At 66.7% G+C, this 21,882-nt stretch carries 18 protein-coding genes and 1 pseudogene; 14 read left to right on the forward strand and 5 right to left on the reverse strand.

Going from position 1 to position 21,882, the window contains the following annotated elements:
- Positions 1-61 precede the first annotated feature (61 nt).
- Complete coding sequence (locus tag AC07PZ_RS13855; protein WP_495295671.1) at positions 62-1,090, reverse strand: LacI family DNA-binding transcriptional regulator; 1,029 nt, start codon at positions 1,088-1,090, stop codon at positions 62-64.
- Positions 1,091-1,138: 48 nt separating this feature from the next.
- Positions 1,139-2,209, reverse strand: a complete 1,071-nt coding sequence (locus AC07PZ_RS13860; protein WP_495295672.1) for an ABC transporter ATP-binding protein — start codon at positions 2,207-2,209, stop codon at positions 1,139-1,141.
- A gap of 286 nt (positions 2,210-2,495) precedes the next feature.
- On the opposite strand from AC07PZ_RS13860, the gene AC07PZ_RS13865 reads away from it, so the two are divergent.
- The 5 genes from AC07PZ_RS13865 to AC07PZ_RS13885 are packed head-to-tail and all read left to right on the forward strand — an operon-like array spanning position 2,496 to position 7,380.
- A complete protein-coding gene (locus AC07PZ_RS13865; RefSeq protein WP_495295673.1) occupies positions 2,496-3,770 on the forward strand; it encodes a sugar ABC transporter substrate-binding protein in 1,275 nt (424 codons plus the stop codon).
- 35 nt (positions 3,771-3,805) lie between these two features.
- The gene (locus AC07PZ_RS13870) at positions 3,806-4,663 is read left to right on the forward strand and encodes a carbohydrate ABC transporter permease (protein WP_495295674.1); all 858 of its coding nucleotides are present in this window, start codon (positions 3,806-3,808) and stop codon (positions 4,661-4,663) included.
- Positions 4,663-5,490, forward strand: coding sequence for a carbohydrate ABC transporter permease (locus tag AC07PZ_RS13875; protein WP_495295675.1), 828 nt, complete (start codon positions 4,663-4,665; stop codon positions 5,488-5,490). Before AC07PZ_RS13870 ends, AC07PZ_RS13875 begins: the two co-directional genes overlap by 1 nt.
- Before the next feature lie 43 nt (positions 5,491-5,533).
- Positions 5,534-6,475, forward strand: a complete 942-nt coding sequence (locus AC07PZ_RS13880; protein WP_495295676.1) for a nucleoside hydrolase — start codon at positions 5,534-5,536, stop codon at positions 6,473-6,475.
- Positions 6,476-6,489: 14 nt separating this feature from the next.
- Positions 6,490-7,380, forward strand: coding sequence for a ribokinase (locus tag AC07PZ_RS13885; protein WP_495295677.1), 891 nt, complete (start codon positions 6,490-6,492; stop codon positions 7,378-7,380).
- Positions 7,381-7,471: 91 nt separating this feature from the next.
- Here AC07PZ_RS13885 and AC07PZ_RS13890 read toward each other — a convergent pair whose 3' ends face one another.
- On the reverse strand, positions 7,472-8,452 hold the full coding sequence (locus tag AC07PZ_RS13890) for a LysR family transcriptional regulator (RefSeq protein ID WP_495295678.1): 981 nt from the start codon (positions 8,450-8,452) through the stop codon (positions 7,472-7,474).
- A gap of 125 nt (positions 8,453-8,577) precedes the next feature.
- Here AC07PZ_RS13890 and add point away from each other — a divergent pair, with 125 nt between their 5' ends.
- Both add and AC07PZ_RS13900 read left to right on the forward strand, forming a co-directional pair.
- The gene (gene add, locus AC07PZ_RS13895; RefSeq protein ID WP_495295679.1) at positions 8,578-9,651 is read left to right on the forward strand and encodes an adenosine deaminase; all 1,074 of its coding nucleotides are present in this window, start codon (positions 8,578-8,580) and stop codon (positions 9,649-9,651) included.
- Positions 9,648-10,637: a Bug family tripartite tricarboxylate transporter substrate binding protein gene (locus tag AC07PZ_RS13900; protein ID WP_495295680.1), complete on the forward strand. Its 990-nt coding sequence runs from the start codon at positions 9,648-9,650 to the stop codon at positions 10,635-10,637. Before add ends, AC07PZ_RS13900 begins: the two co-directional genes overlap by 4 nt.
- Before the next feature lie 24 nt (positions 10,638-10,661).
- Here AC07PZ_RS13900 and AC07PZ_RS13905 read toward each other — a convergent pair whose 3' ends face one another.
- A complete protein-coding gene (locus AC07PZ_RS13905) occupies positions 10,662-11,570 on the reverse strand; it encodes a LysR family transcriptional regulator (protein WP_495295701.1) in 909 nt (302 codons plus the stop codon).
- Between the two features lie 110 nt (positions 11,571-11,680).
- On the opposite strand from AC07PZ_RS13905, the gene AC07PZ_RS13910 reads away from it, so the two are divergent.
- From AC07PZ_RS13910 to AC07PZ_RS13920, 3 genes are all read left to right on the forward strand, one after another.
- Entirely contained in the window at positions 11,681-12,931 is a 1,251-nt protein-coding gene (locus AC07PZ_RS13910) for an MFS transporter (protein WP_495295681.1), read from the forward strand.
- A gap of 71 nt (positions 12,932-13,002) precedes the next feature.
- Positions 13,003-14,511: an MFS transporter gene (locus tag AC07PZ_RS13915; RefSeq protein WP_495295682.1), complete on the forward strand. Its 1,509-nt coding sequence runs from the start codon at positions 13,003-13,005 to the stop codon at positions 14,509-14,511.
- A 12-nt stretch (positions 14,512-14,523) separates the two neighbouring features.
- Complete coding sequence (locus AC07PZ_RS13920; protein WP_495295683.1) at positions 14,524-15,084, forward strand: TetR/AcrR family transcriptional regulator; 561 nt, start codon at positions 14,524-14,526, stop codon at positions 15,082-15,084.
- 67 nt (positions 15,085-15,151) lie between these two features.
- Here AC07PZ_RS13920 and AC07PZ_RS13925 read toward each other — a convergent pair whose 3' ends face one another.
- The gene (locus AC07PZ_RS13925) at positions 15,152-17,038 is read right to left on the reverse strand and encodes a DUF3857 domain-containing transglutaminase family protein (RefSeq protein WP_495295684.1); all 1,887 of its coding nucleotides are present in this window, start codon (positions 17,036-17,038) and stop codon (positions 15,152-15,154) included.
- Between the two features lie 201 nt (positions 17,039-17,239).
- Here AC07PZ_RS13925 and AC07PZ_RS13930 point away from each other — a divergent pair, with 201 nt between their 5' ends.
- The 4 genes and pseudogenes from AC07PZ_RS13930 to AC07PZ_RS13945 form a co-directional block, all read left to right on the forward strand.
- Positions 17,240-18,472 carry an acyl-CoA dehydrogenase family protein gene (locus AC07PZ_RS13930; protein WP_495295685.1) on the forward strand — a complete coding sequence of 411 codons (1,233 nt, stop codon included), beginning with the start codon at positions 17,240-17,242 and terminating at the stop codon, positions 18,470-18,472.
- 338 nt (positions 18,473-18,810) lie between these two features.
- On the forward strand, positions 18,811-19,995 hold the full coding sequence (locus AC07PZ_RS13935) for an alpha/beta hydrolase (protein ID WP_495295686.1): 1,185 nt from the start codon (positions 18,811-18,813) through the stop codon (positions 19,993-19,995).
- A gap of 55 nt (positions 19,996-20,050) precedes the next feature.
- A complete protein-coding gene (locus tag AC07PZ_RS13940; protein WP_495295687.1) occupies positions 20,051-21,640 on the forward strand; it encodes an ABC transporter substrate-binding protein in 1,590 nt (529 codons plus the stop codon).
- A gap of 57 nt (positions 21,641-21,697) precedes the next feature.
- A pseudogene (locus AC07PZ_RS13945) lies at positions 21,698-21,882 on the forward strand (ABC transporter permease); the annotation flags it as partial.

A 21,882-nucleotide genomic window follows, 5' to 3' on the forward strand; every position in this document is an offset into this window, starting at 1 on the left:
CTGCCGTGGCCGCGCGCGAAGCCGGCGACTGCGGCACCGGTTGCGCGCAAGGGCCGCAAGCTCAGGCCGGCTTCCCGACCACCTCAGGCGCCTTGCGCGTGGTCGCCCTTTCCACCAGCGTCGGCGCAACGGACAGGTGCTCGGTCGACACGTCGCCCGACTCCAGCTTGCGCACCAGCAGGTCGATCGCGGCCTGCGCCATCTCTTCGAGGTTCTGGTCGACGGTCGTCAGCTGGTAGGTCGGCCATCCGACCGGGCCGGCGTTGTCGTAGCCGACGATCGCGATGTCCTCGGGTATGCGCAGTCCGAACTCGGCGCGCGCCACTTCGACGGCGGCAACGGCCATCGCGTCGTTGGCGCAGAAGATCGCATCGGGTTTCGGCGACAGCGCGAGCAGCTTGCGTGCCGCCACGGCACCCAGCTCGTAGCTGTAGAAACCGGACTCTTCCGCATACAGCACGATGCCGTGCCGCGCGAGCCGATCCGTGAAGCCGTGGCGCCGGTCGCGACTGCTCGACGTGCCTTCGTCACCGCCCAGGAACGCCACGCGCTGATGCCCGCAGCGCACCAGCAGGTCGGCCACCGCGGCGCTGCCGGCATGGTTGTCGCCCGACACCGAGCTGATCAGGTCCTGGTTCAGGTAGCGGTCGACCAGCACCACCGGCTTGCCGTAGCGCTGCAGCTCGAACGCGCTGGTCGAACGCAGCGGCGCGGTCGTGAGGATCGCGCCGTTCACCTGGTAGGCCAGGAGGCTCTCGATCAAGGTGTCGAAATTGGCGTTGTCGGCGACCACCAGCAGGATGCCGTAGCCCTGCGCCTGCAGCAGCGTGGCGAGCGTGCTCAGCAGCCGCGCATAGAAGGGGTTGTCCAGGCTGCTCGTCACGATGCCGATCAAGCCGCTCTGGCTCTTGCTCAGGCTGCGCGCGATCGCATTGGGGCGGTAGCTGAGCGCCTCCGCAGCCGCCATGACCTTGGCGCGCGTTTCATCGGACACATAGGCGCCCGGCGTGAAGGTGCGCGACACCGCCGACCGGGAGACGCCGGCAAGGCGAGCGACATCGGAAGATGAAACCGCCTTCTTCACGCTCATCGGACTTTCTCTATCTCTGTCGGGTGGGGGAAATCCAATATACCGCGCTCAGAGCCGGGCTTCGGTGGTGCCGTCGAACAGGTAGAGCTGCGCCACCTCGCAGCCCATGCGCACCGGCCGGCCGGCCGCCAGTGCCGGGTTGCCGTTCTGTACCGAGGCCAGCGTCAGCCCCTTGGCCGTGAAGGTGACGTGCGTCTGTGCGCCGGTCGGTTCGACGAAGTCGACGATGCCCTCGAACTGCACGCCCGGTGCGCCGATCTGCAGGTGCTCGGGCCGGATGCCGACCACGACCGGCCGCCCGGCCGTGACCTTGGCATGCGAGCCCAGGTCGATGCGCATGCCACTGCCCAGGTCGACCCAGGCCGCATCGCCATCGCCGCCGGCGACGCCCCGCAGGAAGTTCATCGACGGCGAGCCGATGAAGCCGGCCACGAACATGTTGATCGGGTTCTCGTACAGGTCGATCGGCGCGCCCTGCTGTTCGATGCGGCCCTTGTTCATCACCACCACGCGGTCGGCCAGGGTCATCGCCTCGACCTGGTCATGGGTGACATAGATCGAGGTGGTCCGCACCTTGGCGTGCAGCGCCTTGATCTCGGTGCGCATCTGCACGCGCAGCTTGGCATCGAGATTCGACAGCGGCTCGTCGAACAGGAAGGCGGCCGGATTGCGCACGATCGCGCGACCCATCGCCACGCGCTGGCGCTGGCCGCCCGACAGCTGCGAAGGCTGGCGGTCCAGCAGGTCCTCCAGGCTCAGCAGCCGGGACACCGCCGTCACGCGTTCCGCCACCTCGGCCTTGCCGACGCCGGCGATCTTGAGGTTCAGCCCGATGTTCTCGCGCACCGACATGTGCGGATACAGCGCGTAGTTCTGGAACACCATCGCGATGTTGCGCTCCTTGGGCGAGCGCGTATTGACGACCTTGCCATCGAGCAGCAGCTCGCCGGACGTGATGTCCTCGAGGCCCGCGATCATGCGCAGCATGGTCGATTTGCCGCAGCCGGACGGGCCGACCAGAGCGACGAACTCGCCCTCGGCAATCGCCAGGTTCACCCCGTGAAGGATGTCGACGGCGCCGTAGGACTTTTTGAAGGAACGCAGCTCAACGGTGGACATCTTGGAACTCTTGTCTCTGAAGGAAGGGCCGGCGCGAGGCGCCCAGCCGCGGACATGCGGCATTCTGCACGCGGGTGCAGATTAGCATTCGTGCCGAACCCGGGTCAAGCGGCAAACCCTCTCTTCAGTCAGCCATATACGAGGGAAAACCCTAGGCCGTATTGACATCGAAGCAGCCTGCGAAGACATTCTGCACACGCGTGCACATCAGCGACGAGGTGTCGAATCCAACGCGTGCCCGCAACGCGGGACGACCCGTGATCCCAATCATCCAATGGAGACTTCCATGCACATGCTCAAACGTGCGGCCATCGTTGCCGCGAGCGGCGTCCTGGCGCTTGCAGCGTCGGGCGCGGCCCTTGCCGAACCCGTGACCATCCGGTTCCTGACGCAGAACAAGGTCGAGGTCTTCAAGCCTTCGATCGACGCCTTCGAGAAGGCGCATCCGAACATCAAGGTCGACTTCCAGACGGTTCCGTTCGACAGCCTGACGCCGCAGATCGAAGCGCGCGTCGGCGCGCGCGATCCGGGGCTCGACGTCTTCATGGTCGACAGCCCGCGCATTCCGGCGCTGTCGACCAAGGGCTACCTGCTCAACCTGAACGAGTTCCAGGCGCGCGCCAAGGCCGTGACGAGCAAGGAGGCCTATGGCGTGCTGACGCACAAGAACGACCTGTTCGCCCTGCCGCTGTGGACGTCGACCCAGATGATGTTCTACAACAAGGCGCTGCTGGACAAGGCCGGCATCGCCTACCCGGGCACCGACGAAAAGGCCCGCCTCACCTACGCCCAGATCGTCGATCTCGGCAAGAAGGCGCAGGCCTCGGGCGCCAAGTGGGGCTTCATGTTCGAACAGATCACCCGCTACTACCAGCTGGAGCCGCTGTTCACCTCGATCGGCGGCGGCACCGGCCTGAAGGGTCCGGAGAACATGGAGCCGGACGTCAACAACGCGAAGTGGATCGAAGCCTCGAAGTTCTACGCCTCGCTGTTCGAGCAGAACGTGGCGCCGCGCGGCATCCCGATCAACCAGCTGGCCGCCAGCTTCGCCGCGGGCGAGACCGCCTTCTTCGTCGCCGGCCCCTGGAACATCGCCGCCTTCGACGCCGCACAGGGCCTGAACTACGGCGTGGCGCTGGTGCCCTACTTCGCCGGCGGCAAGCCGTCGACGCCGACCGACTCGTGGACCATCGGCGTCAACCCGTACTCGGGCCACAAGGCCGAGGCCAAGCTGTTCGCCGAGTTCATCACGCTCAACGCGACCGGCAATGGCCTGACCACGACGTACACGCCGTACATCACGTCCAACAACGAAGCCTTCGGCCCCTACATCGACGCCTTCGCCAGCCGGCTCAAGCCCGACGTCGGCCCGTCCGTGCGCAAGGTCATCAGCTATGAACTGGCCAACACGACCGTCAGCCGCCCGCGCTCGCTCGGCTACCTGGCCTTCGAGCAGGTGCTGAACAACGCCTTCAGCGACATCCGCAACGGCGCCGACCCGAAGGCGACGCTGGACAAGGCGCAGGCGCAGCTGAAGTCGACGCTGTCGCGCATCCGCTGATCCATCGCCCGCAGAAGACAGAGACCGGAGAGTCCATGTTCCAACGACGCAATGCGCTGATCGCATTCCTCTTCCTGGCGCCGGCACTGGCGGCCGTCGCCGTCCTGAGGTTGTGGCCGGCGGGCATGGCTCTTCGCGATTCGCTGATCGCGCCCGGCGCCACCGGCTTCAGCCTGGAAAACTACGTCTACATCTTCACCGACCCCGAATTCCAGAACACGCTGCGCACCACGCTGCTGTTCGCGGTGATCGTCAATCCGCTGCAGATCGCGGTCGCGCTCGGCCTGGCGCTGCTGATGAACAACAAGCTGCCGATGACGGGCTTCTGGCGCTCGCTGATCCTGCTGCCGGTGGCGATCCCGCAGAGCGTGTCGGCCGTGGTCTGGGGCGTGGCGTACCGGCCCGACGGCCTGCTGAATTCGCTGCTTGCCGCGGTCGGCATCGCGCCGCAGCCTTTTCTCACGGAACCGAACCCGGCCTTCCTGTCGATCATCCTGGTGGTCAGCTGGATCGGCGTCGGCTACTGGATGACGATGCTCATCACCGGCCTGCAGGACATTCCGAAGTCGCTCTACGAAGCCGTGACGATCGACGGCGCCAATGCCTGGCAGCGCTTCCGCTACGTGACGCTGCCGCAGTTGCGCCGGCCGCTGACCTTCGTGCTGGTGGCCGACACGGTCGCCAACTTCCTGATCTTCGCGCCCGTGCAGATCCTGACCAAGGGCGGGCCGCAGGGCGCGACCAACCTGATCATGAACGACATCTACACGCGCGCCTTCGAGCAGGGCGACCGCGGCAGTGCCGCCGCGGCCACCGTCGTGCTGGTGCTCCTGGTGCTGGTCATCGTGTCGGTGCAGTTCCGGCTGATGAGCGATTCGCGGGAGGCACGCTGATGTTCGCCGGCCATCTGTTCAAGCGGCTCGCGATCGCCGCACTCGGGCTGCTGTTCTTCCTGCCGCTGTACTGGATCGCCATCAGTGCGCTGCGTCCGGAAGACGACATCTTTCGCTACATCTCGAACCTCGGCGTCTGGACCCTGCTGCCGAACCGCGTCACCTTCAAGAACATTGCCGAGCTGTGGACCGGCTTCTTCGGCCGCGCCATCCTGAACTCGCTGTGGGTGTCCTTCCTCACCGTGGCGGTCGGGCTGCTGGTGTGCGCACCGGCCGCCTTCGCACTGGCGGTGATCGAGTTCCGCGGCCGTTCGGTGGTGTTCGGCGCGATGATCATCAGCTTCCTGATCCCGTTCGACGCGATCGCGCCGCCGCTGTACTTCGTGCTGCGCGACCTCGGCCTGCAGGACAGCTTCACCGGCCTGGTGCTGCCGGGCGTCGGCAACGGGCTCACCGTGTTCCTGCTGCGCCAGTTCTTCGCGGGCATCCCGCGCGAGCTGTCCGATGCGGCCAAGGTCGACGGCATGGGCTGGTTCCAGATCTTCTGGCGCATCTACCTGCCGCTGTCGCGCCCGGCGCTGGTCAGCGGCGCGCTGATCCTGTTCATCTTCCAGTGGCAGGCCTACCTGTGGCCGCTGCTGATCGCGCCGTCCAACGACTACAAGGTCGCGGCCGTGGCCATCGCGCAGTACACCAGCGTGTTCGACGTGAACTACGGCCTGACCTTCGCCGGCGCGCTGTTCATCTCGCTGATCCCGATGGTGATCCTCACCGTCATGCAGCGCTACTACACCAGCTCGGTGGCTTCCACCGGCGGCAAGGAATGACCGTGCCGCATCACCTCACTCCCACCACATGATCGGAAAAACCGTGACCCTTTCGGAAGCAGACCGCCTGCGCATGCTGACGCCCCGCACCGGCCGCATGCGCGCCGTGCTGGACACCGACACCTACAACGAGATCGACGACCAGTTCGCCGTGGTCCAGGCGCTGCTGTCGCCGGACCGCATCCAGCTGGAGGCGATCTACGCCGCACCCTTCTTCAACGAGCGCTCGGACAGCCCCGGCCACGGCATGGAGCTGAGCCACGACGAGATCTGCCGCCTGCTCGACCGCATGGACCGCTCGCCCGAGGGCATGGTGTTCAAGGGCGTGACCGAGTACGTCGGCCCGCAGAAGCAGGCGCGCAGCGCGCCCGCGGTGGACGACCTGATCGCGCGCGCACGCAGCGCCACGCCGGAAGAGCCGCTCCATGTGATCGCCATCGCGGCCATCAGCAACATCGCGTCCGCGCTGCTCGCGGCGCCGGACATCATCGACCGCGTCGTGGTGATCTGGCTGGGCGGGCACGCGCTCGAATGGCCGCACCAGGTCGAGTTCAACCTCAAGCAGGACGTGGGCGGTGCGCAGGTGCTGTTCGACTCCGGCGTGCCGCTGGTGCTCGTGCCCTGCATGGGCGTGGTGTCGCACTTCCACAGCACGATCCCCGAGATCGACCAGCACATCCGCCCGCACGGACGCATCGGCGAGTTCCTGGCGATGCGCTTCGCCGAACTCGCGCACGAACGGCAACTGTCGCCCATCGGCTGGTCCAAGGTCATCTGGGACATGGTCGCCGTCGCCTGGCTGCTGAACGCCGACTGGACGCCGAGCGTGCTGGTGCCGACGCCAATCCTCACCGACCAGATCACCTTCAGCGTCGACCGTAGCCGCCACCTGATGCGCTACGTGACGCACCTGCAGCGCGACGCGATCCTGCGCGACTTCATCCAGAAGCTGACGCAGGCGACGACGGCCGGCACGGCCGCCTGAGAACGGAACCGCCAATGATCGTGATCTTCGGCTCGCTGAATGCCGACCTCATCTTCGAGCTGGACGTATCGCCCGCGCCGGGTGAAACGCTGCTCGCGAAGAGATTCAGGATGGAGGCAGGCGGCAAGGGTGCGAACCAGGCGGTGGCCGCGGCGCGCGACGGCGCCGAGGTCGCGATGGTCGGCGCGGTCGGTGCCGATCCGCTGCAGCACGTCGCGGTCGGCCAGCTGGCGGCCTGCGGCGTCGACATGAGCCGCATCAAGTCCGCGACCCTGGACACGGGCTGTGCGTCGATCCTGGTCGATGCGCAGGGCCGCAACCAGATCGCGGTGGCGCTGGGCGCGAATGGCGAGGCGGCGGCCGACCAGGTCGATGCCGAGCTGCTCGGCCGCGCCGACTGGCTGCTGCTGCAAATGGAGAGCCGGCCAGCCGAAGTGGCCGCGCTGCTCGCCCGCGCCCATGCGGCCGGCGTGCGGACCATCCTGAACCTGGCACCGGCCATCCGGCTCGACCCGGCCGCGCTGCGGCTGTGCAGCCTGCTGGTCGTGAACGAGAGCGAGGCCCGCGCGGTGGCCGGCTGGCTCGGTTGCGGCGACGGCGCACGCGCGCTGCACGAGACACTGGGCATCGACGTGCTCCGGACGCTGGGCGAGCGCGGCGCCGAGGCCGCCACGGCCGACGGCGACTGCTTCGTGCCGGCCCACCCGATCACGGCCGTGGACACCACGGCGGCAGGCGACTGCTTCGTCGGCGTGCTGGCCGCCGCGCTGGACCGCGGCGACACGCTGCGCGATGCGATGCAACGCGCGAGCAAGGCCGCCGCGCTGGCCTGCACCCGCAGCGGCAGCCAGTCGAGCCTGCCGTGGTCGGCCGACATCGACGCATGGGAGCCGGCGACGGCCTGAACGGCCGACCGGCGCGGAGGCTGGATCAACCGGTCCGACCTCTTAGGTCTCTTCGGCCCCTCTTGCCACTCGCCACGTCACGGCGCAGACGTCATGCCGCCTGCGCGCGCCGCGCCAGCGTGCGGGCCGCCTCGATCAGCTCGCCGCGGAACCACGCCATGGCGCGGTTCTTGTGGGTGCGTTCATGCCACACCAGCTTGTAGCGAAAGGGCTTCACCTGCCCGGGAAACGCCACGATGGCCAGCGGTACCTGCCGGGCCATGTCCTCGGCCAGCAGCCGGCCGGTGGTGAAGACGAGATCGGTGGCCGCCAGGATCGATGGCGCCATGCCGAGGAACTGCGTGCGCACCGCCGTGTGCACGGCCAGCCCGAGGTCCGCCAGCTGCGCATCGAGGATCGCGCCCTGCCCCGGCACATGCTCCAGCGACGACAGGTGGCTCGCACGGCGATAGGCCTCGAGCGTGAGCGGCTGCGTGGTCAGCGGATGGCCCTGCCGCATCACGCAGGCCAGCCCGTCGGTCAGCAGGTTCGTGGCCCGCAGGTGCGCGGGCAGTTCGGGCCACAGCGTGATGACCATGTCGATCTCGCCATCGGCCAGCTGCTGGTAGTGCTCGAAGCGCGTGCCGAGCCCGCGGATGACCATGTCGCAGTCGGGCGCGGCCTGCGCCATGCGGCGCGTCAGGTCGGCGAAGAAGGGCCGCGGCAGGAAGTCGTAGGTCGCCAGGCGGAAGCTCTGCCGCAGCCGGGCCGGATCGAAGTCGGCCGCCTCGGCCGTGAGCATCGACAGGTCCGCCAGGATGCGCCGCGCGGGCGTCAGCAGCGACTCGGCCCGCTGCGTCAGCACCATCCGGTTGCCGACGCGCACCAGCAACGCATCGCCGGTGAGTTCGCGCAGCGCCTTCAGGTGCCGGCTCATCGCTGGCTGCGCGATGCCGAGCCGGCTGGCGGCGCCCGACACGCTCGCCTCCGACAGCAGCGCATGCAGCGAGCGCACCAGCGACTGGTCCAGCCGCCGGCCCGGGTCGTCCCCGGCAAGCGAGACGGACGGGTCGGGGCGCGGCGCTTTGCTCATGCCCGACAGTGTGCCGCAGCGGTCGCGGGGTCATAACAGCGGCGCCATAACCACCAGTCCATCGCGTGGTCTCGCGCCGACGGGGCGTTCGGCCTAAGGTCGCGGCTCCTCATCGAACCGCTTCCATGAACGCACTTTCTTCCACGCTCGTGGCCCGCATTCCCAAGGTGGAACTGCACTGCCATGTCGCGGGCACCCTGCGCCCGCAGACCCTCGCGGCGTTCGCCGCCCGGTACGGCCTTGCACTGCCGCGGCCGGCCGACCAGTTGTACGTCTACCGCGACTTCTACGACTTCATCGAAGTGCTGAGGCTGGTGGCGCAGGTGCTGCGCACGCCGGCTGACTTCGCCCGCGTCGCCTACGAGGCGCTCGAGGACGCCTTCCGGCTCGGCAACGTGCTGCACACCGAGATGTCCTTCAACCCGCAATACTTCATGCCCGCGGGCGCGTCGTACCGCGCGCAGGTCGACGGGCTCGCGGCGGGCATCGCCGAGGCCGAGCGGGACTTTGGCGTATCGGCGCTGCTGCTGGTCGCGTTCGACCGCGAATGGTCGCCTTCGAGTGCCGCCGAGACGATGGACCTGGTGCTGGCGAACCGCCACGAGCGCGTGGTCGGCATCGGCCTGGACGGCCCCGAACGCGCGGGCCCGCCGGCCACCTTCCAGGCGGTCTACCGGCGCGCCACGCAGGCCGGCCTGCGCAAGACAGCACACGTCTGCGAGGACAACCAGACGCTGGCGGAAGCACCGCCCTCGCACTTCGACGACTGCATCGACCTGCTGCAGTGCGACCGGCTCGACCATGGCTACAACCTGCTGGCCGACGCGGCCACGGTGCAGCGCGCGCGCGACAGCGGCGTCTTCTTCACGACCTGCGGCGTGACCAGCGTGGCGAAGAACCGCGACCGCCGGCTGCAGGCCATCCGGCAGATGGCCGATGCGGGCCTGCGCATCACCCTCAACACCGACGACCCGGCCATGTTCCACACCGACATGAGCCACACCTACCAGCACGTGCTGGACGGCCTGCAGTGGGGCTGGGCCGAGGCCGGCGCTTTGAGCCTGGCCGGCGTCGACGCCTGCTGGCTCGGCGACGCGGCCAAGGCTGCGCTCCGGCAACGCTTCGACGACCAGCTGGCGGCCATCGCCCCGGCGCCGCACCTTTCGACCACCGCATCCAACGCAACGAGCCTCCCATGACACGCCCCAACTTCCTGCGCCGCACGCTTCTTTCCGCCTGGGCGCTCAGCGCCGTCCTCGGCACCGGTGCCGCCATCGCCGACACCTGGCCCTCGCGGCCGATCACGTTGATCGTCCCGTACTCGGCCGGCGGCAACGTCGACGTGATGGCGCGCTGGGTCGCACCCGAACTGGCCCGGCGCCTCGGCCAGCCGGTGGTGATCGAGAACACCGTCGGCGCCGGCGGCGTGATCGGCACCGACAAGGCGGCCCGCGCCAAACCCGATGGCTACACCCTGCTGCTGTCGGTCGAAAGCTCCATCGTCATCGCGCGGATGGTCACGCCGAGCACCGTCAAGTACAACGGCCTGAAGGACTTCGAGCCGGTCACGCTGCTCGGCTCGCAACCGCTGGTGCTGGTCGGCAAGCCCGAGCTGAAGGCGCGTGACGCCCAGGCGCTCTATGCCGAAATGAAGGCGCAACCCGGCAAGCTCAGCTACGCCACCTCGGGCGTCGGCACCTCGCTGCACCTGGGCGGCGAAATGCTCAAGCAGCAGGGCCACGTGTCGATGGTGCACATCCCCTACCGCGTGGGCCCGCAGATCGTGACCGACCTCGCCGGCAACCAGATCGACCTGGCGGTGCTGCCGCTGTCGATGGTCATGCAGCAGGTGCAGGCCGGCAAGATCAAGGCCTATGGCGTGCTGGGCGCTCCGTCGCCCGCGATGCCCGGCATGCCGTCGCTCGCCACGGTGGACGCCTGGAAGGGCGCCGACGTGACGGTCTGGCAAGGCATCTTCGTGCCGACCGGCACCGACCCGGCGATCGTCGGGCGCCTCAACAGCGAGCTGCTCGAGGTGCTGAAGTCGCCGGAGCTGCAACGCAAGTTCGAGGAGAGCGGCGTGACGCCGATGGCACTCGGACCGAAGGACTTCGCCGCCTTCCTGAAGAAGGAAGACGCGAAGTTCTCCGCGATCGTGACGCAAGGGAAGATCAGCGCGGAATAGAAGGGCTGGCGCGCCAGGCACGCATCAGCGGATGGTCAGCGCCTGCCCGAGAAAGCTCAACAGCGCATCGACCTTGGGCAGCAGTTGCCGGTTGCGCTGCCAGACCAGGTGAAGGGGCAATCCGTCGATCGCCCAGTCCGGAAGGATCTGCACGAGGCGACCTTCGCGCAGGGCGTCTTCGACCACCCAGGTTGCGAGCTGTGCAATGCCGCAGTCCGCCAGCACTGCCGCCACCTGCGCCTCCGCATTGCCGACGACGATGCGGCCTTGCACCACGCGGCGCTCGACGGCGCCCGCACCCTGCGCGATCAGCCATGGGCTTGCGCTGCCATCCGCGCGCCCATAGGTCACCGCATCGTGATCGCCCAGTTCCTCGATCGAGGCCGGCGTGCCGCGTTGCGCGAGGTAGCCGGGCGACGCGCAGAAGATCAGGTGATCGACCCCCAGCAGGCGATGCCCCAGAGCGGCCGGCCAGGCGTCGTCGCCACCGATGCGCACGGCCACGTCGATGCCCTCCTCGACCACATCGACGAAGCGGTCCGTGAACGACACATGCGGCTGGACGGCGGGGTATTGCCGGGTGAACGCCAGCAACAGGGGCATGACTTTCAGGCGGCCGAACGTGGCCGGCAAGTCCACCCGGAGCCGGCCGGAAGGCGCCAGTTGTTCCGCGGCCAGCACCTGCTCCGCCGCTTCGAGCTCGCCGATCACGCGCACGCAGACGCGGTAGAACGCGGCGCCCGCGTCGGTCAGGCTCAGCTTGCGGGTCGTCCGGTCGAACAGCCGCGTGCCGAGACGCGCCTCCAGGCGAGCGACCGCCTTGCCCACAGCGGAATTCGTCAGGTTCAAGCGCTCGGCCGCCGCGGTGAAGCTGCCGGCATCCGCAGTGCCGACAAATGCCTCGATGCCCTTCATGCGCTCCGATGGACCCATAGACCACCTGTCATTCGAGAATTGAATGCCACAGTCTATGGAATAACCATCCAAAACAAGAACCCTTTTCCTCAATATCCTCTGCCGGATTGTTTGTCAGGGATTTCCCTATGTCTCCCATCGAATCGGTGTCGCCGAACACCGTCCACCTGCCATCGACCGCCTGCGGCCGGAATGCATCCATCTTCATCCTGGCTGTCGCCGCCTTCGTGATCGTGACGACCGAGTTCCTGATCGTCGGGCTGCTGCCAGCGCTGGCGCGCGACCTCGGCATTTCGATCTCGACCGCAGGCCAGCTGGTGACGTTGTTCGCGGTGGTCGTGATGCTCCTCGGGCCGGTGTTGACGGCCTGGCTTTCGCACATCGAGCGCAAGCGGCTGTTCGTCGCCATCCTGCTGCTGTTCGCCGGTGCCAATGCGCTGGCGGCGGTGGCACCGAACCTGTGGGTTCTCGCGATCGCGCGCTTCATCCCCGCATTGGCGCTGCCGGTGTTCTGGGGCACGGCGAGCGAGACCGCCGGGCAGTTGGCCGGGCCGCCGGGCGCGGGCCGTGCGGTGTCGATGGTCTATCTCGGCATTTCCGCCGCCATGCTCTTCGGCATTCCGCTGGGCACCGTGGCCGCGGACGTCATCGGCTGGCGCGGCGCGTTCGGCGTGCTGGCGGTGCTCTCGCTGCTCATCGCGGTGACGATGCGGGAGTGCATGCCGACATTGCGCACGCCGCAACGGCTGCGGCTCGGCGAGCAGGCACGCATCCTGCGCGATCCGTTCTTCGTCGCCAACGTCGCGCTGTCGGTGCTCGTGTTCACGGCCATGTTCACGGCCTACACCTACCTCGCCGTGATGCTGGAGCATGTCGCCGGCGTACCGCCAGCGCAGCTCGGCTGGTGGTTGATGGGCTTCGGTGCCGTCGGCCTCGTCGGCAACTGGCTGGGCGGGCGCTGGGTCGACCGGCATCCGCTGGCGACGACCGCGGCCTTCTGTGTGCTGCTGGCCACCGGCATGGCCGCCACGATGCTGCTGGCCGGCACATGGACATGGCTCGCGCTCGCATTGGCGGTCTGGGGCGTGGCGAACACGGCGCTGTATCCGGTCTGCCAGATCCGCGTCATGAAGGCGGCCTCGCACGCTCAGGCGCTGGCCGGCACGCTGAACGTGTCTGCCGCCAATGCGGGGATCGCCTTCGGCGCGATCCTCGGCGGGCTCAGTATTCCGGCATGGGGCGCAGGCAGCGTGGGTTATGTGGCCGCGGTCATCGCGCTGATGGCTGTTGCGGCGGCACCTTTCGTAGCCTGGTTGGGAAGAAGGTCGCGCCAGCGTGACCCATCCGCCGTGGGAACGCGGGGACCGACGGGCACATAAAAATGGTTGATGAGTAACTATACATTCTAGAATGTATAGTTACTACATTGGCTTTGCGCCGTCAGGACTGAATGATCGATTCCAAACCCCGCCGATGGGCGCTTCTCGTGACGGTCGCAGGCGCATTGCTGCTGATCACTCTGGACAATTCCGTCCTGTACACCGCGCTTCCCACGTTGGTGCGCGACCTGCAAGCCGACAGCATTCAGTCGCTCTGGATCATCAACGCGTACCCTTTGGTGATGGCAGGCCTGCTGCTCGGTGCCGGGACGCTCGGTGATCGCATAGGGCACCGGCAGATGTTTCTCGGCGGCCTGTGCATCTTCGGCGTTGCATCGCTGATTGCAGCCTTCGCCCCGAGTGCTCTGATGCTGATCTCCGCGCGCGCATTGCTGGGTGTCGGCGCGGCCGCGATGATGCCTTCCACATCGGCACTCATCTTCATTACCTTCAGGAACGAACGTGAGCGAAACCTCGCAATGGCCATCTGGGGATGCATGGCCATTGTCGGAAGCGCAGTGGGCCCGATCGTCGGCGGTGCCTTGCTGAACCACTTCTGGTGGGGGTCGGTGTTCCTGCTGAACGTGCCCGTCGTCCTTGCGGCATCCATCAGCGCCTTCTTCCTGGCGCCGCGCATCAAGTCTGACCCGTCAAAGCCGTGGGACCTGGTCTCGTCGGTGGAGGTATTGTTTGCGCTGGTCGGTCTGGTCGTGGCAATCAAGGAAATTGCACATTCCGATACCTCCTGGCGAGCCGCAGGCGCGGCGTTGCTGGTGATGGTGGTCGCGTGCACGCTCTTCGTTCGTCGACAGTCTCGGCTCCTATACCCTTTGCTGGATTTCTCGATCTTCCGCAATCCGGCATTTCTGGCTGGCGCACTGTCTTGCTCCTTTTCGTTGTTCGCCATTGCGGGTCTGCAACTCGTGGTGACACAACGCTACCAACTGGTCTCGGGTTTCAGCCCACTCGAGGCCGGGCTCCTGGTATGCGCAGTCGCCATGGGAGCTCTTCCCAGCGGTGTGCTCGGAGGTGCATTCGTACACCGAACAGGACTTCTTCCACTGATCGGCGGCGGTCTGGCCTTGGGAACGGCCGGTGTCGCCCTGACTTGCTTCGGATTTCACACCAGCCTGGGATGGGTCGCGACGGGCCTGGCAACCACCGGATTCGGTCTCGGTGCGGTGATGTCCGTGGCATCCGGTGCAGTCATCGGCAATGTGCCACGCAGCAGGGCGGGCATGGCCTCATCGGTTGGAGAAGTCTCGTACGAATTCGGGAGCTTGCTTGCCGTGGCGCTGCTCGGAAGCCTGATGGCAGCGATCTATTCCGCGGGCATACAACTGCCGGCAGGTGTCTCCGATAATGCCCGTGACAGCATGACTCAAGCGCTGGCGACTGCTGCGCAAAGTGGTGCAGTAGGCCCGACTCTCATCGCAGCCGCATCGATGGCTTTTGACCGGAGCTTCTTGATCGTCATGTACGTCATCGTCGCCGTGCTGGGCATCGGCGCCTTGGTGACATCGGTATTGCTCCGAGGTCACGGCCCTGGGTCGTCCGGCTTGCGTGTCGACTCGCATTGAACAAAAGAAGCCATGCGTCCGAGCAATCGCGACAAGATCCTGGACGCTGCCGTTCGCGTCGTTAACCGTGACGGCTTGATCGGGGTCACATTCGATTCCGTCGCTGCAGAGGCCGGCGTGACGCGGGGCGGGATGATGTATCACTTTCCCGCGCGGGACGCGCTGATCCTTGCAATCCACGAACACCTCGCCGCCCAATGGGAAGCCAGCCTGGAGTCCCTCGCGGGCAAATCCAAGTCGGCGGCGACCGCCAAGGAGCGCGCCATCGCGTATGCACGCACCAGCTCCCAGAGTGCCAATCGAGCCGAGTTGGTCGCCATACTCCATTCGGCCGAAAGTCCGGCAACCGCCGCACCTTGGGATGCTGTGATCGATGGCTGGGGCTCACCACCCCCCAATGATCCCGAGGACAGCCAGGCATTGGCTGCTTTCATTGCGCGACTCGCCGCGGATGGACTTTGGGTTTACGAGTCGTTGTCAGGGAAAAAGCTTTCGGACCCGCTCCGCCAATCGATCGTCGAGCAGATCGTGACCGTGATCGAGTCCGCCCCGCCCAAGAATTCCAAGCAATAGATCCAAGCGGCCATCTGTCCATTGGCAATGGCGCCACATCGTCGCGCCACTTGCCGGCCTGAAACGCCTACTCGTACAGCAGCTGCGACCTGAAGTTGCGCTGCGCCGCCTCGATCAGCGGCTGCCAGCGCTGCTGGTCTTCGGGGCTGCAGATGGTCTTCAGGCGCTCGGCCACGAGCTCGCGCTTCACGACCGTGCGATGGCCTTCCTGAACCACCGTCGCGGCATAGCGCAGCCGGGCGCCGTCGCTCTCGGCCGTCTGCGCGAGCGGCGCGAAGTTGCGCGTGACCTTGACCGTGTCGGGCAGCACGAGGTCGAACTCCTCGCGCAAGGTGAACGACGGGCAGGGGAACGGAAAACGCCGCGGCGTCTGGTAGAGCGCCGCCGGGCCGGCCACGAGCACGAAGGGCGATGCCGGCAAGCGCATGGCGCCCGGCCCCGGCAGCTCCATCGGGCCCGCGCCGCTGTACTCCAGCGCCAGCGACGCGAGGTCGCGCGTCTCCCCGGCCTTGGCCCGGACCAGCCGGCCTTCGCCGCGCACCTGCATCACATTCAGCAGCGGCGGCATCAGCGTGGCGTCCGGAATGGCGTCCCATCCCGAGAAGGCGCGGCCCATTCCCACTTCCTGCGCGCCCTGGCCCTTCACTTCCAGCCGGCCGGTGACGCGCCCGTCGGCGCCGGTCGTCACGCGATGCAGCATCGTCGCGACCGCTTCCGAGGACGGCGTCGTCGCCCAACGGCCATCCGCCACATGGAGCACGCGCTTGTTCGCGTCTTCCGGCGGAAGCACGCCGAACGGCGCCCAGCGCTCGGTGGCGTCCAGGTAGAGATTCAACGCCGGCACGTACGTGATCATGTGGTTGAAGGACTGGATGGTCGGCAGCTCCGACATCCAATAGCTGTTGCCGGCGTTCACCAGCACCGGCGTGCTGGCGATGCCGGCCGCCTCGAGCAGCGCGCCCAGCAACGTCGCCTTGTCCTTGCAGTCGCCATAGCCGGCCGCCAGGATGTCGTCCACCGCATGCGGCTGCCAGCCGCCGCGCCCAAGGAAGATCGCGACGTACCGGACGTTGGTGCGGACCCAGTCGTAGAGCACCTTCGCCTTCTCGCGCGGGTCGGCGATGTCACGGGTCAACGACTGCGCGAGCGTCGTCACCGCGGCCGTCGGCCGGCTGCGGTCGCCCGCCAGGCTGCGGTAGGCCTCGGCGAGCGTCTCGCCCGACGGCAGGCTGCTGGCCACGAAGCTCTGGCTGTAGTCGCGGAACGAAACGCCGCCGATGTCGTGCGGAATCGCCACGGCATTGGTGGTCTGCGCCCGCCACTGCACACGGCCGTCCGGCAGCGTCGTCTTCACGATCGGCAAGCCACCGCCGACGACCTGCATGGGCATGTCGGCCGGCGCGATGACGGTGTAGGCCACGTCGCGCCGCACGTCGTGCTGCGACGAGAACTCTTCCGCGCTGAAGTAGCCCTGCAGGATCGGCTTCTTCTGCGTGACGCGGTAGTGCACGACGGTGCGCGCACCGACGCCGACCTGCGGGAACACGATGGCCTTGGCGACCACGTCGCTGAAGGCCGGAGCGCCCTGCGACAGATAGGGCTGCTGGTCGAGGATGGCCGAGGCCGGCACGTCGATGGTCTCGCCCCTGGCGGTGATCACGCGGGCCTGCACGATCTCGACCGACTGCAGGCTCGCGCTGTACGGCACGGTCTGCTGCCCTTCGGCGCGCACGCCCGCATCGTTGTCCACCAGCCGCACGAGCTCGACGTCCCGCACGTAGCTGCCGTCGCGCTGGACCGTGTAGGTGATGTGCCGCTTGTCGTGGCTGGTGCCGGACGAGAAGACCTGCGCGGCCGGTGTGGCCGGACTGCCCTGCGCAAGGGCCGGGAGTGTCGAGAGAAGCGCCAGCGCGGCGGCGGCGAGCCATGGGAGAGCGGGAATCCGAATGCGCATCGAAGTGCCTCGTGAGGGGATGTCGTTGGCTATTCGGCAAGCGTTGCCCTTGGCTTGCGCAAGAGTCTACCGACGGCCGCATGCACGCCGTCGCCAAGGCGACGATCGGTCGCCAGCGTGACGAAGACCGCCGGGCGCGGCCGTTCTAATCCAACGTATCCCGCGCACGCCGCGGCCACTCATTCCTCCGAGGACCTTGCCATGTTCGCCGAACCCTCCGCCAAGACCCAGGACCTGCTGCAGCGCATGCGGCAGTTCTTCGACCAGTACATCTATCCCAACGAAGCGCGCTATCACGAAGAGATGGACGCCTTCCGCCGCCAGGGCAACGCCTGGCAGGTGTCGACGCTGATCGAGGAACTCAAGCCGATCGCGCGTGCGGCCGGCCTGTGGAACATGTTCCTGCCGCACGAGCACCGCGGCGTGCCCGGCATCTCGAACCTCGACTACGCGCCGCTGTGCGAGCTGATGGGCCGCGTCTCCTGGTCGGGCGAGGTGTTCAACTGCTCGGCGCCCGACACCGGCAACATGGAAACCATCGAGCGCTACGGCACCGAAGCCCAGAAGGACCAATGGCTCGAGCCGCTGCTGGCCGGCGAGATCCGCTCGGGCTTCCTCATGACCGAGCCCGCCGTGGCCTCGTCCGACGCCACCAACATCCAGTGCACGATCACGCGCGAAGGCGACGAGTACGTCATCAACGGCCGCAAGTGGTTCTCTTCGGGCGCCGGCAGCCCGCGCTGCAAGATCTTCGTCGTGATGGGCAAGACCGACACCGAGGCGCCGCGCCACGCGCAGCAGTCGATGGTGCTGGTGCCGCGCGACACGGCCGGCGTGACGGTGCTGCGCCACCTGTCGGTGTTCGGCTACGACGACGCGCCGCACGGCCACATGGAAGTGCTGCTCGAGAACGTGCGCGTTCCGGTCGGCAACATCCTGCTGGGCGAAGGCCGCGGCTTCGAGATCGCGCAAGGCCGCCTCGGCCCGGGACGCATCCACCATTGCATGCGCTCGATCGGCGCCGCCGAACGCGCACTCGAACTGATGTGCGACCGCCTTCGCGCACGCATCGCCTTCGGCAAGCCGCTGGCCGAGCAGTCGGTCTGGCACGAGCGCATCGCGGAGTCGCGTTGCCTGATCGACCAGGCCCGCCTGCTGACGCTGAACGCGGCCTACAAGATGGACACCGTCGGCAACAAGGAAGCGCGCGCCGAGATCGCGATGATCAAGGTCGTCGCGCCCAACATGTCGTGCAAGGTGGTCGACTGGGCGATCCAGGCGCATGGCGCGGCAGGCGTCAGCCAGGACTTCTGGCTGGCCGAAGCCTATGCGCACCAGCGCACCGTGCGGATCGTCGACGGCCCGGACGAAGTGCACCGCAACGCGATCGCCAAGATCGAGTTGTCGAAGCGCAGGGCGGCGGTCCCGCACTGACCTGACCCGCAGGTCGCAGCCGGTCTTCCCGGCTCGACATTCCCGCCCTGAATCCGCGCGCCGGATTCAGGGCACGGCCGCCTCGGCCGTCCGCCCCGCGACGCTGCGCGCGCCGGCGTCATCCATCTTCTCGCACCCATGCCGCCGCCGGAGTCCCTGGGAGTCCGGCGCGCCGCGCCGTTGCCGTGCTCGACCGGTCTTGCGAAATCTCTTGCGTTTCTGAGAAGCATCGGACATCATTCTTTTATACGACTGTATAGAGTTTGTCGGGATGCCTCCGGCCGACCCACGATGTTTGACCGATGCAGCCCCACGAGGCTGCGCTGAAGGACCGCGCAATGACTGAGACCCTGCATGCCATTTCCGCCGACTGGCTGCATATCCACTTCAAGGAAACGCTGGCATTCAACGAGACCTATGGCTTCGCCGGCAACCAGGGCTCGGTGAATCTGGAAGGCATCCTGTTGCGTCCCGCCGGCAAACCATCGAAGACGCTGCTGGTGTTCATGCATCCGGCATCCACGCTTCAGCTGCTCCCGGTGCCACGCAAGATGGCCGAGCTCGGCGTCCATGTGCTGTGTGCCGGCAGCCGCTATGCGAAGAACGACTCCGCGCTGATCATGGAGAACGTGATCGTCGATCTGGGCGCTCACATCCGGCATGCCAAGGAGCGGCTGGGTTACGAGCGCGTGATCCTCGCCGGCTGGAGCGGCGGCGGATCGCTCTCGGTGTTCTATCAGTCCCAGGCCGAGCGGCCGCGCATCACGCACACGCCGGCCGGCGATCCGGTCGACATCGTGGGCGCGCGCCTGATCCCCGCCGATGCGGTGGTGTGCCAGGCGGCGCATCTGTCACGTGCCGTGATGCTGCGCGACATGATCGATCCGTCGGTCCTGAACGACACCAATCCGGATGCGCCGCGCCGCACGGAACTGGATATCTACAGCCCGGACAATCCAAATCAACCCCGCTATTCGGACGACTTCATAGCGCACTACCGCGCAGCGCAACTGATGCGCGTGCGCCGCATCACCGAACGCGTGCGCGAGACCCTCGACCAGCTCCGGCTCGCCGCCACCGGGGAGATGGAGCGCGGCTTCGTCACACACCGCACGCTGGCCGACCCGCGTTATCTTGACGCGACCCTCGACCCCAATGGCCGACGCGCCCGCTGGTGCTATCTCGGCAATCCGGAGACGGTGAATACCGGACCGGTCGGGCTGGCACGCTTTTCCATGTTGCGTTCATGGCTCTCCCAATGGTCGATCGATGACAGCCGGGCCGACGGACTGCGCTGCGTTTCGGAGATCACCGTTCCCTTCCTCGGCATCGAGAACGAGGCCGACGACTGCGTTCCTCAGCCGCACATGCGATGGCTGTACGCCGCGTGCGGCAGCGCCGACAAGACCTTCGAGGTGATACCCGGCGCCACCCACTATTACGCGGGCCAGCCCGAGTTGCTGCTCGCGTCGTCCCTGATCGTGCGCGACTGGCTTCGCTCCAGAAAACTGCTCGTCGACTGAATCGACGACGCCACCGTTTCGACTTCTCATCATTCACCTCCCCGAGGATTGCCCCATGAACAAAAGAGATTTCCATAAGTTTCTGCTGACGAGCGGCGCGCTCGGCCTGGTCGAGATTCCGCTGGGCATCACCCTGGCGCACGGCCAGACGTCCGGTGGAACGCTCAACGCCATCCTGCAGCCGGAGCCGCCGACGTTGAACATCGGCGTCAACCAGCAGACGCCGACCCAGACGGTCGCGAGCAAGATGTTCCTGAGCCTGCTGACCTATGACTTCGACCTCAAGCCGCTGCCCAGCCTCGCCAAGAGCTGGACCATCTCGCCGGACGGCAAGACCTACACGTTCCAGCTCGAACGCAACATCAAGTGGCACGACGGCAAGCCGCTCACGTCGGAGGACGTCGTCTACACGGCGCTGGAGTTCCTCCCACAGGCGCATCCGCGCGCCAAGGCGATCTTCGCGCGTTGCGCTTCGATCACTGCGCCGGATCCGGCGACAGTGGTCTTCCGGTTGAGCGAGCCCTTCGGCGCCTTCATCAACGCGTTCGACATCTCGAACATGCCGATCATGCCCAAGCATGTCTATGCCGGCACCGACATCATGAAGAACCCGGCCAACCTGAACCCGATCGGCTGCGGCCCGTTCAAGCTCAAGGAATGGGTGCGCGGCTCGCACATCCACCTGGTGCGCAACGAGGCCTACTTCAAGCCTGGCCTGCCCTATCTCGATGCCATCCTCTACCGCGTGATTCCGGATGGCTCGTCGCGCGCGCTGGCCATGGAGAACGGCACAGCCCAGCTCTCGCAATGGACCGATCTGGAACTCTTCGATGCGCAGCGCCTGTCCAAATCGGCCAAGCTGAGCATGACGACGAAGGGCTATGAGTTCTTCGCGCCGATCATGTATCTCGAGATGAACCAGCGCAATGCGCCGATGAACGACAAGCGCTTCCGTCAGGCGGTGTCGCATGCCATCGACAGGAACTTCATCAAGGACAAGATCCTCTACGGTTTCGGCCGCATCTCGACGGGCCCCATCTCGTCGAAGACCAGGTTCTACGAGCCGGACGTCAAGAAGTACGAATTCTCGGTGGCGAAGGCCCTTGCGCTGCTCGACGAGATGGGACTCAAGCCGGACGCCAGCGGCGTGCGGGCACGCTTGAACCTGCCGGTCGCACCCTACGGCGAGATGCCGATGCGGGTCTCGGAGTACATCCGCCAGTCGCTGGCGAAGATCGGCGTGGCCGTGACGCTGCAGACATCCGACGCGGGCGGCTGGGCGCAGCGCATCAGCAACTGGGACTACGACATGAATCTCACGTGGCCGTTTCAGTATGCCGATCCGGCACTCGGCGTCACGCGCAACTATGTGAGTTCCAACATCCGCAAGGTCCTGTTTTCCAACACGATCGGCTATTCGAATCCGGAGGTCGACAAGTTGTCGGACCAAGCGGCCGTGGAGATCGACGAGAAGAAGCGCCAAGCGCTCTACAGCCAGATGCAGCGGATCCTGATCGAGGACTCGCCGATCGCCTGGCTGGTCGAGATGGAATTCCCGACCATCTACGACAAGCGCATACAGAACCTGGTGACCACGGGCATCGGCATCCACGAGAGCTTCGACAAGGTCTACTTCAAGGGCTGATGCCCCCATGGCTCGCCCTCGTGCAGTGCGGGCCTCCCCTGCTCCACGAATCGATCCATGAACCTCCATTGGCTGAAGAAAGCGGGCGCCTTGAGCGCCCGCCTCGCTAAGTTGCTTGCGATCCTGCTGCTGATCGCCATCTTCAATTTCATGCTGGTGCGCGCCGCGCCCGGCGACCCCGCACTCGTGATGGCAGGCCAGTCCGGCGCCACCGACGAGGCGTTCCTCAAGCGCGTGCGCGC

It is taken from the genome of Variovorax sp. GW821-FHT10B04, from assembly GCF_059415645.1.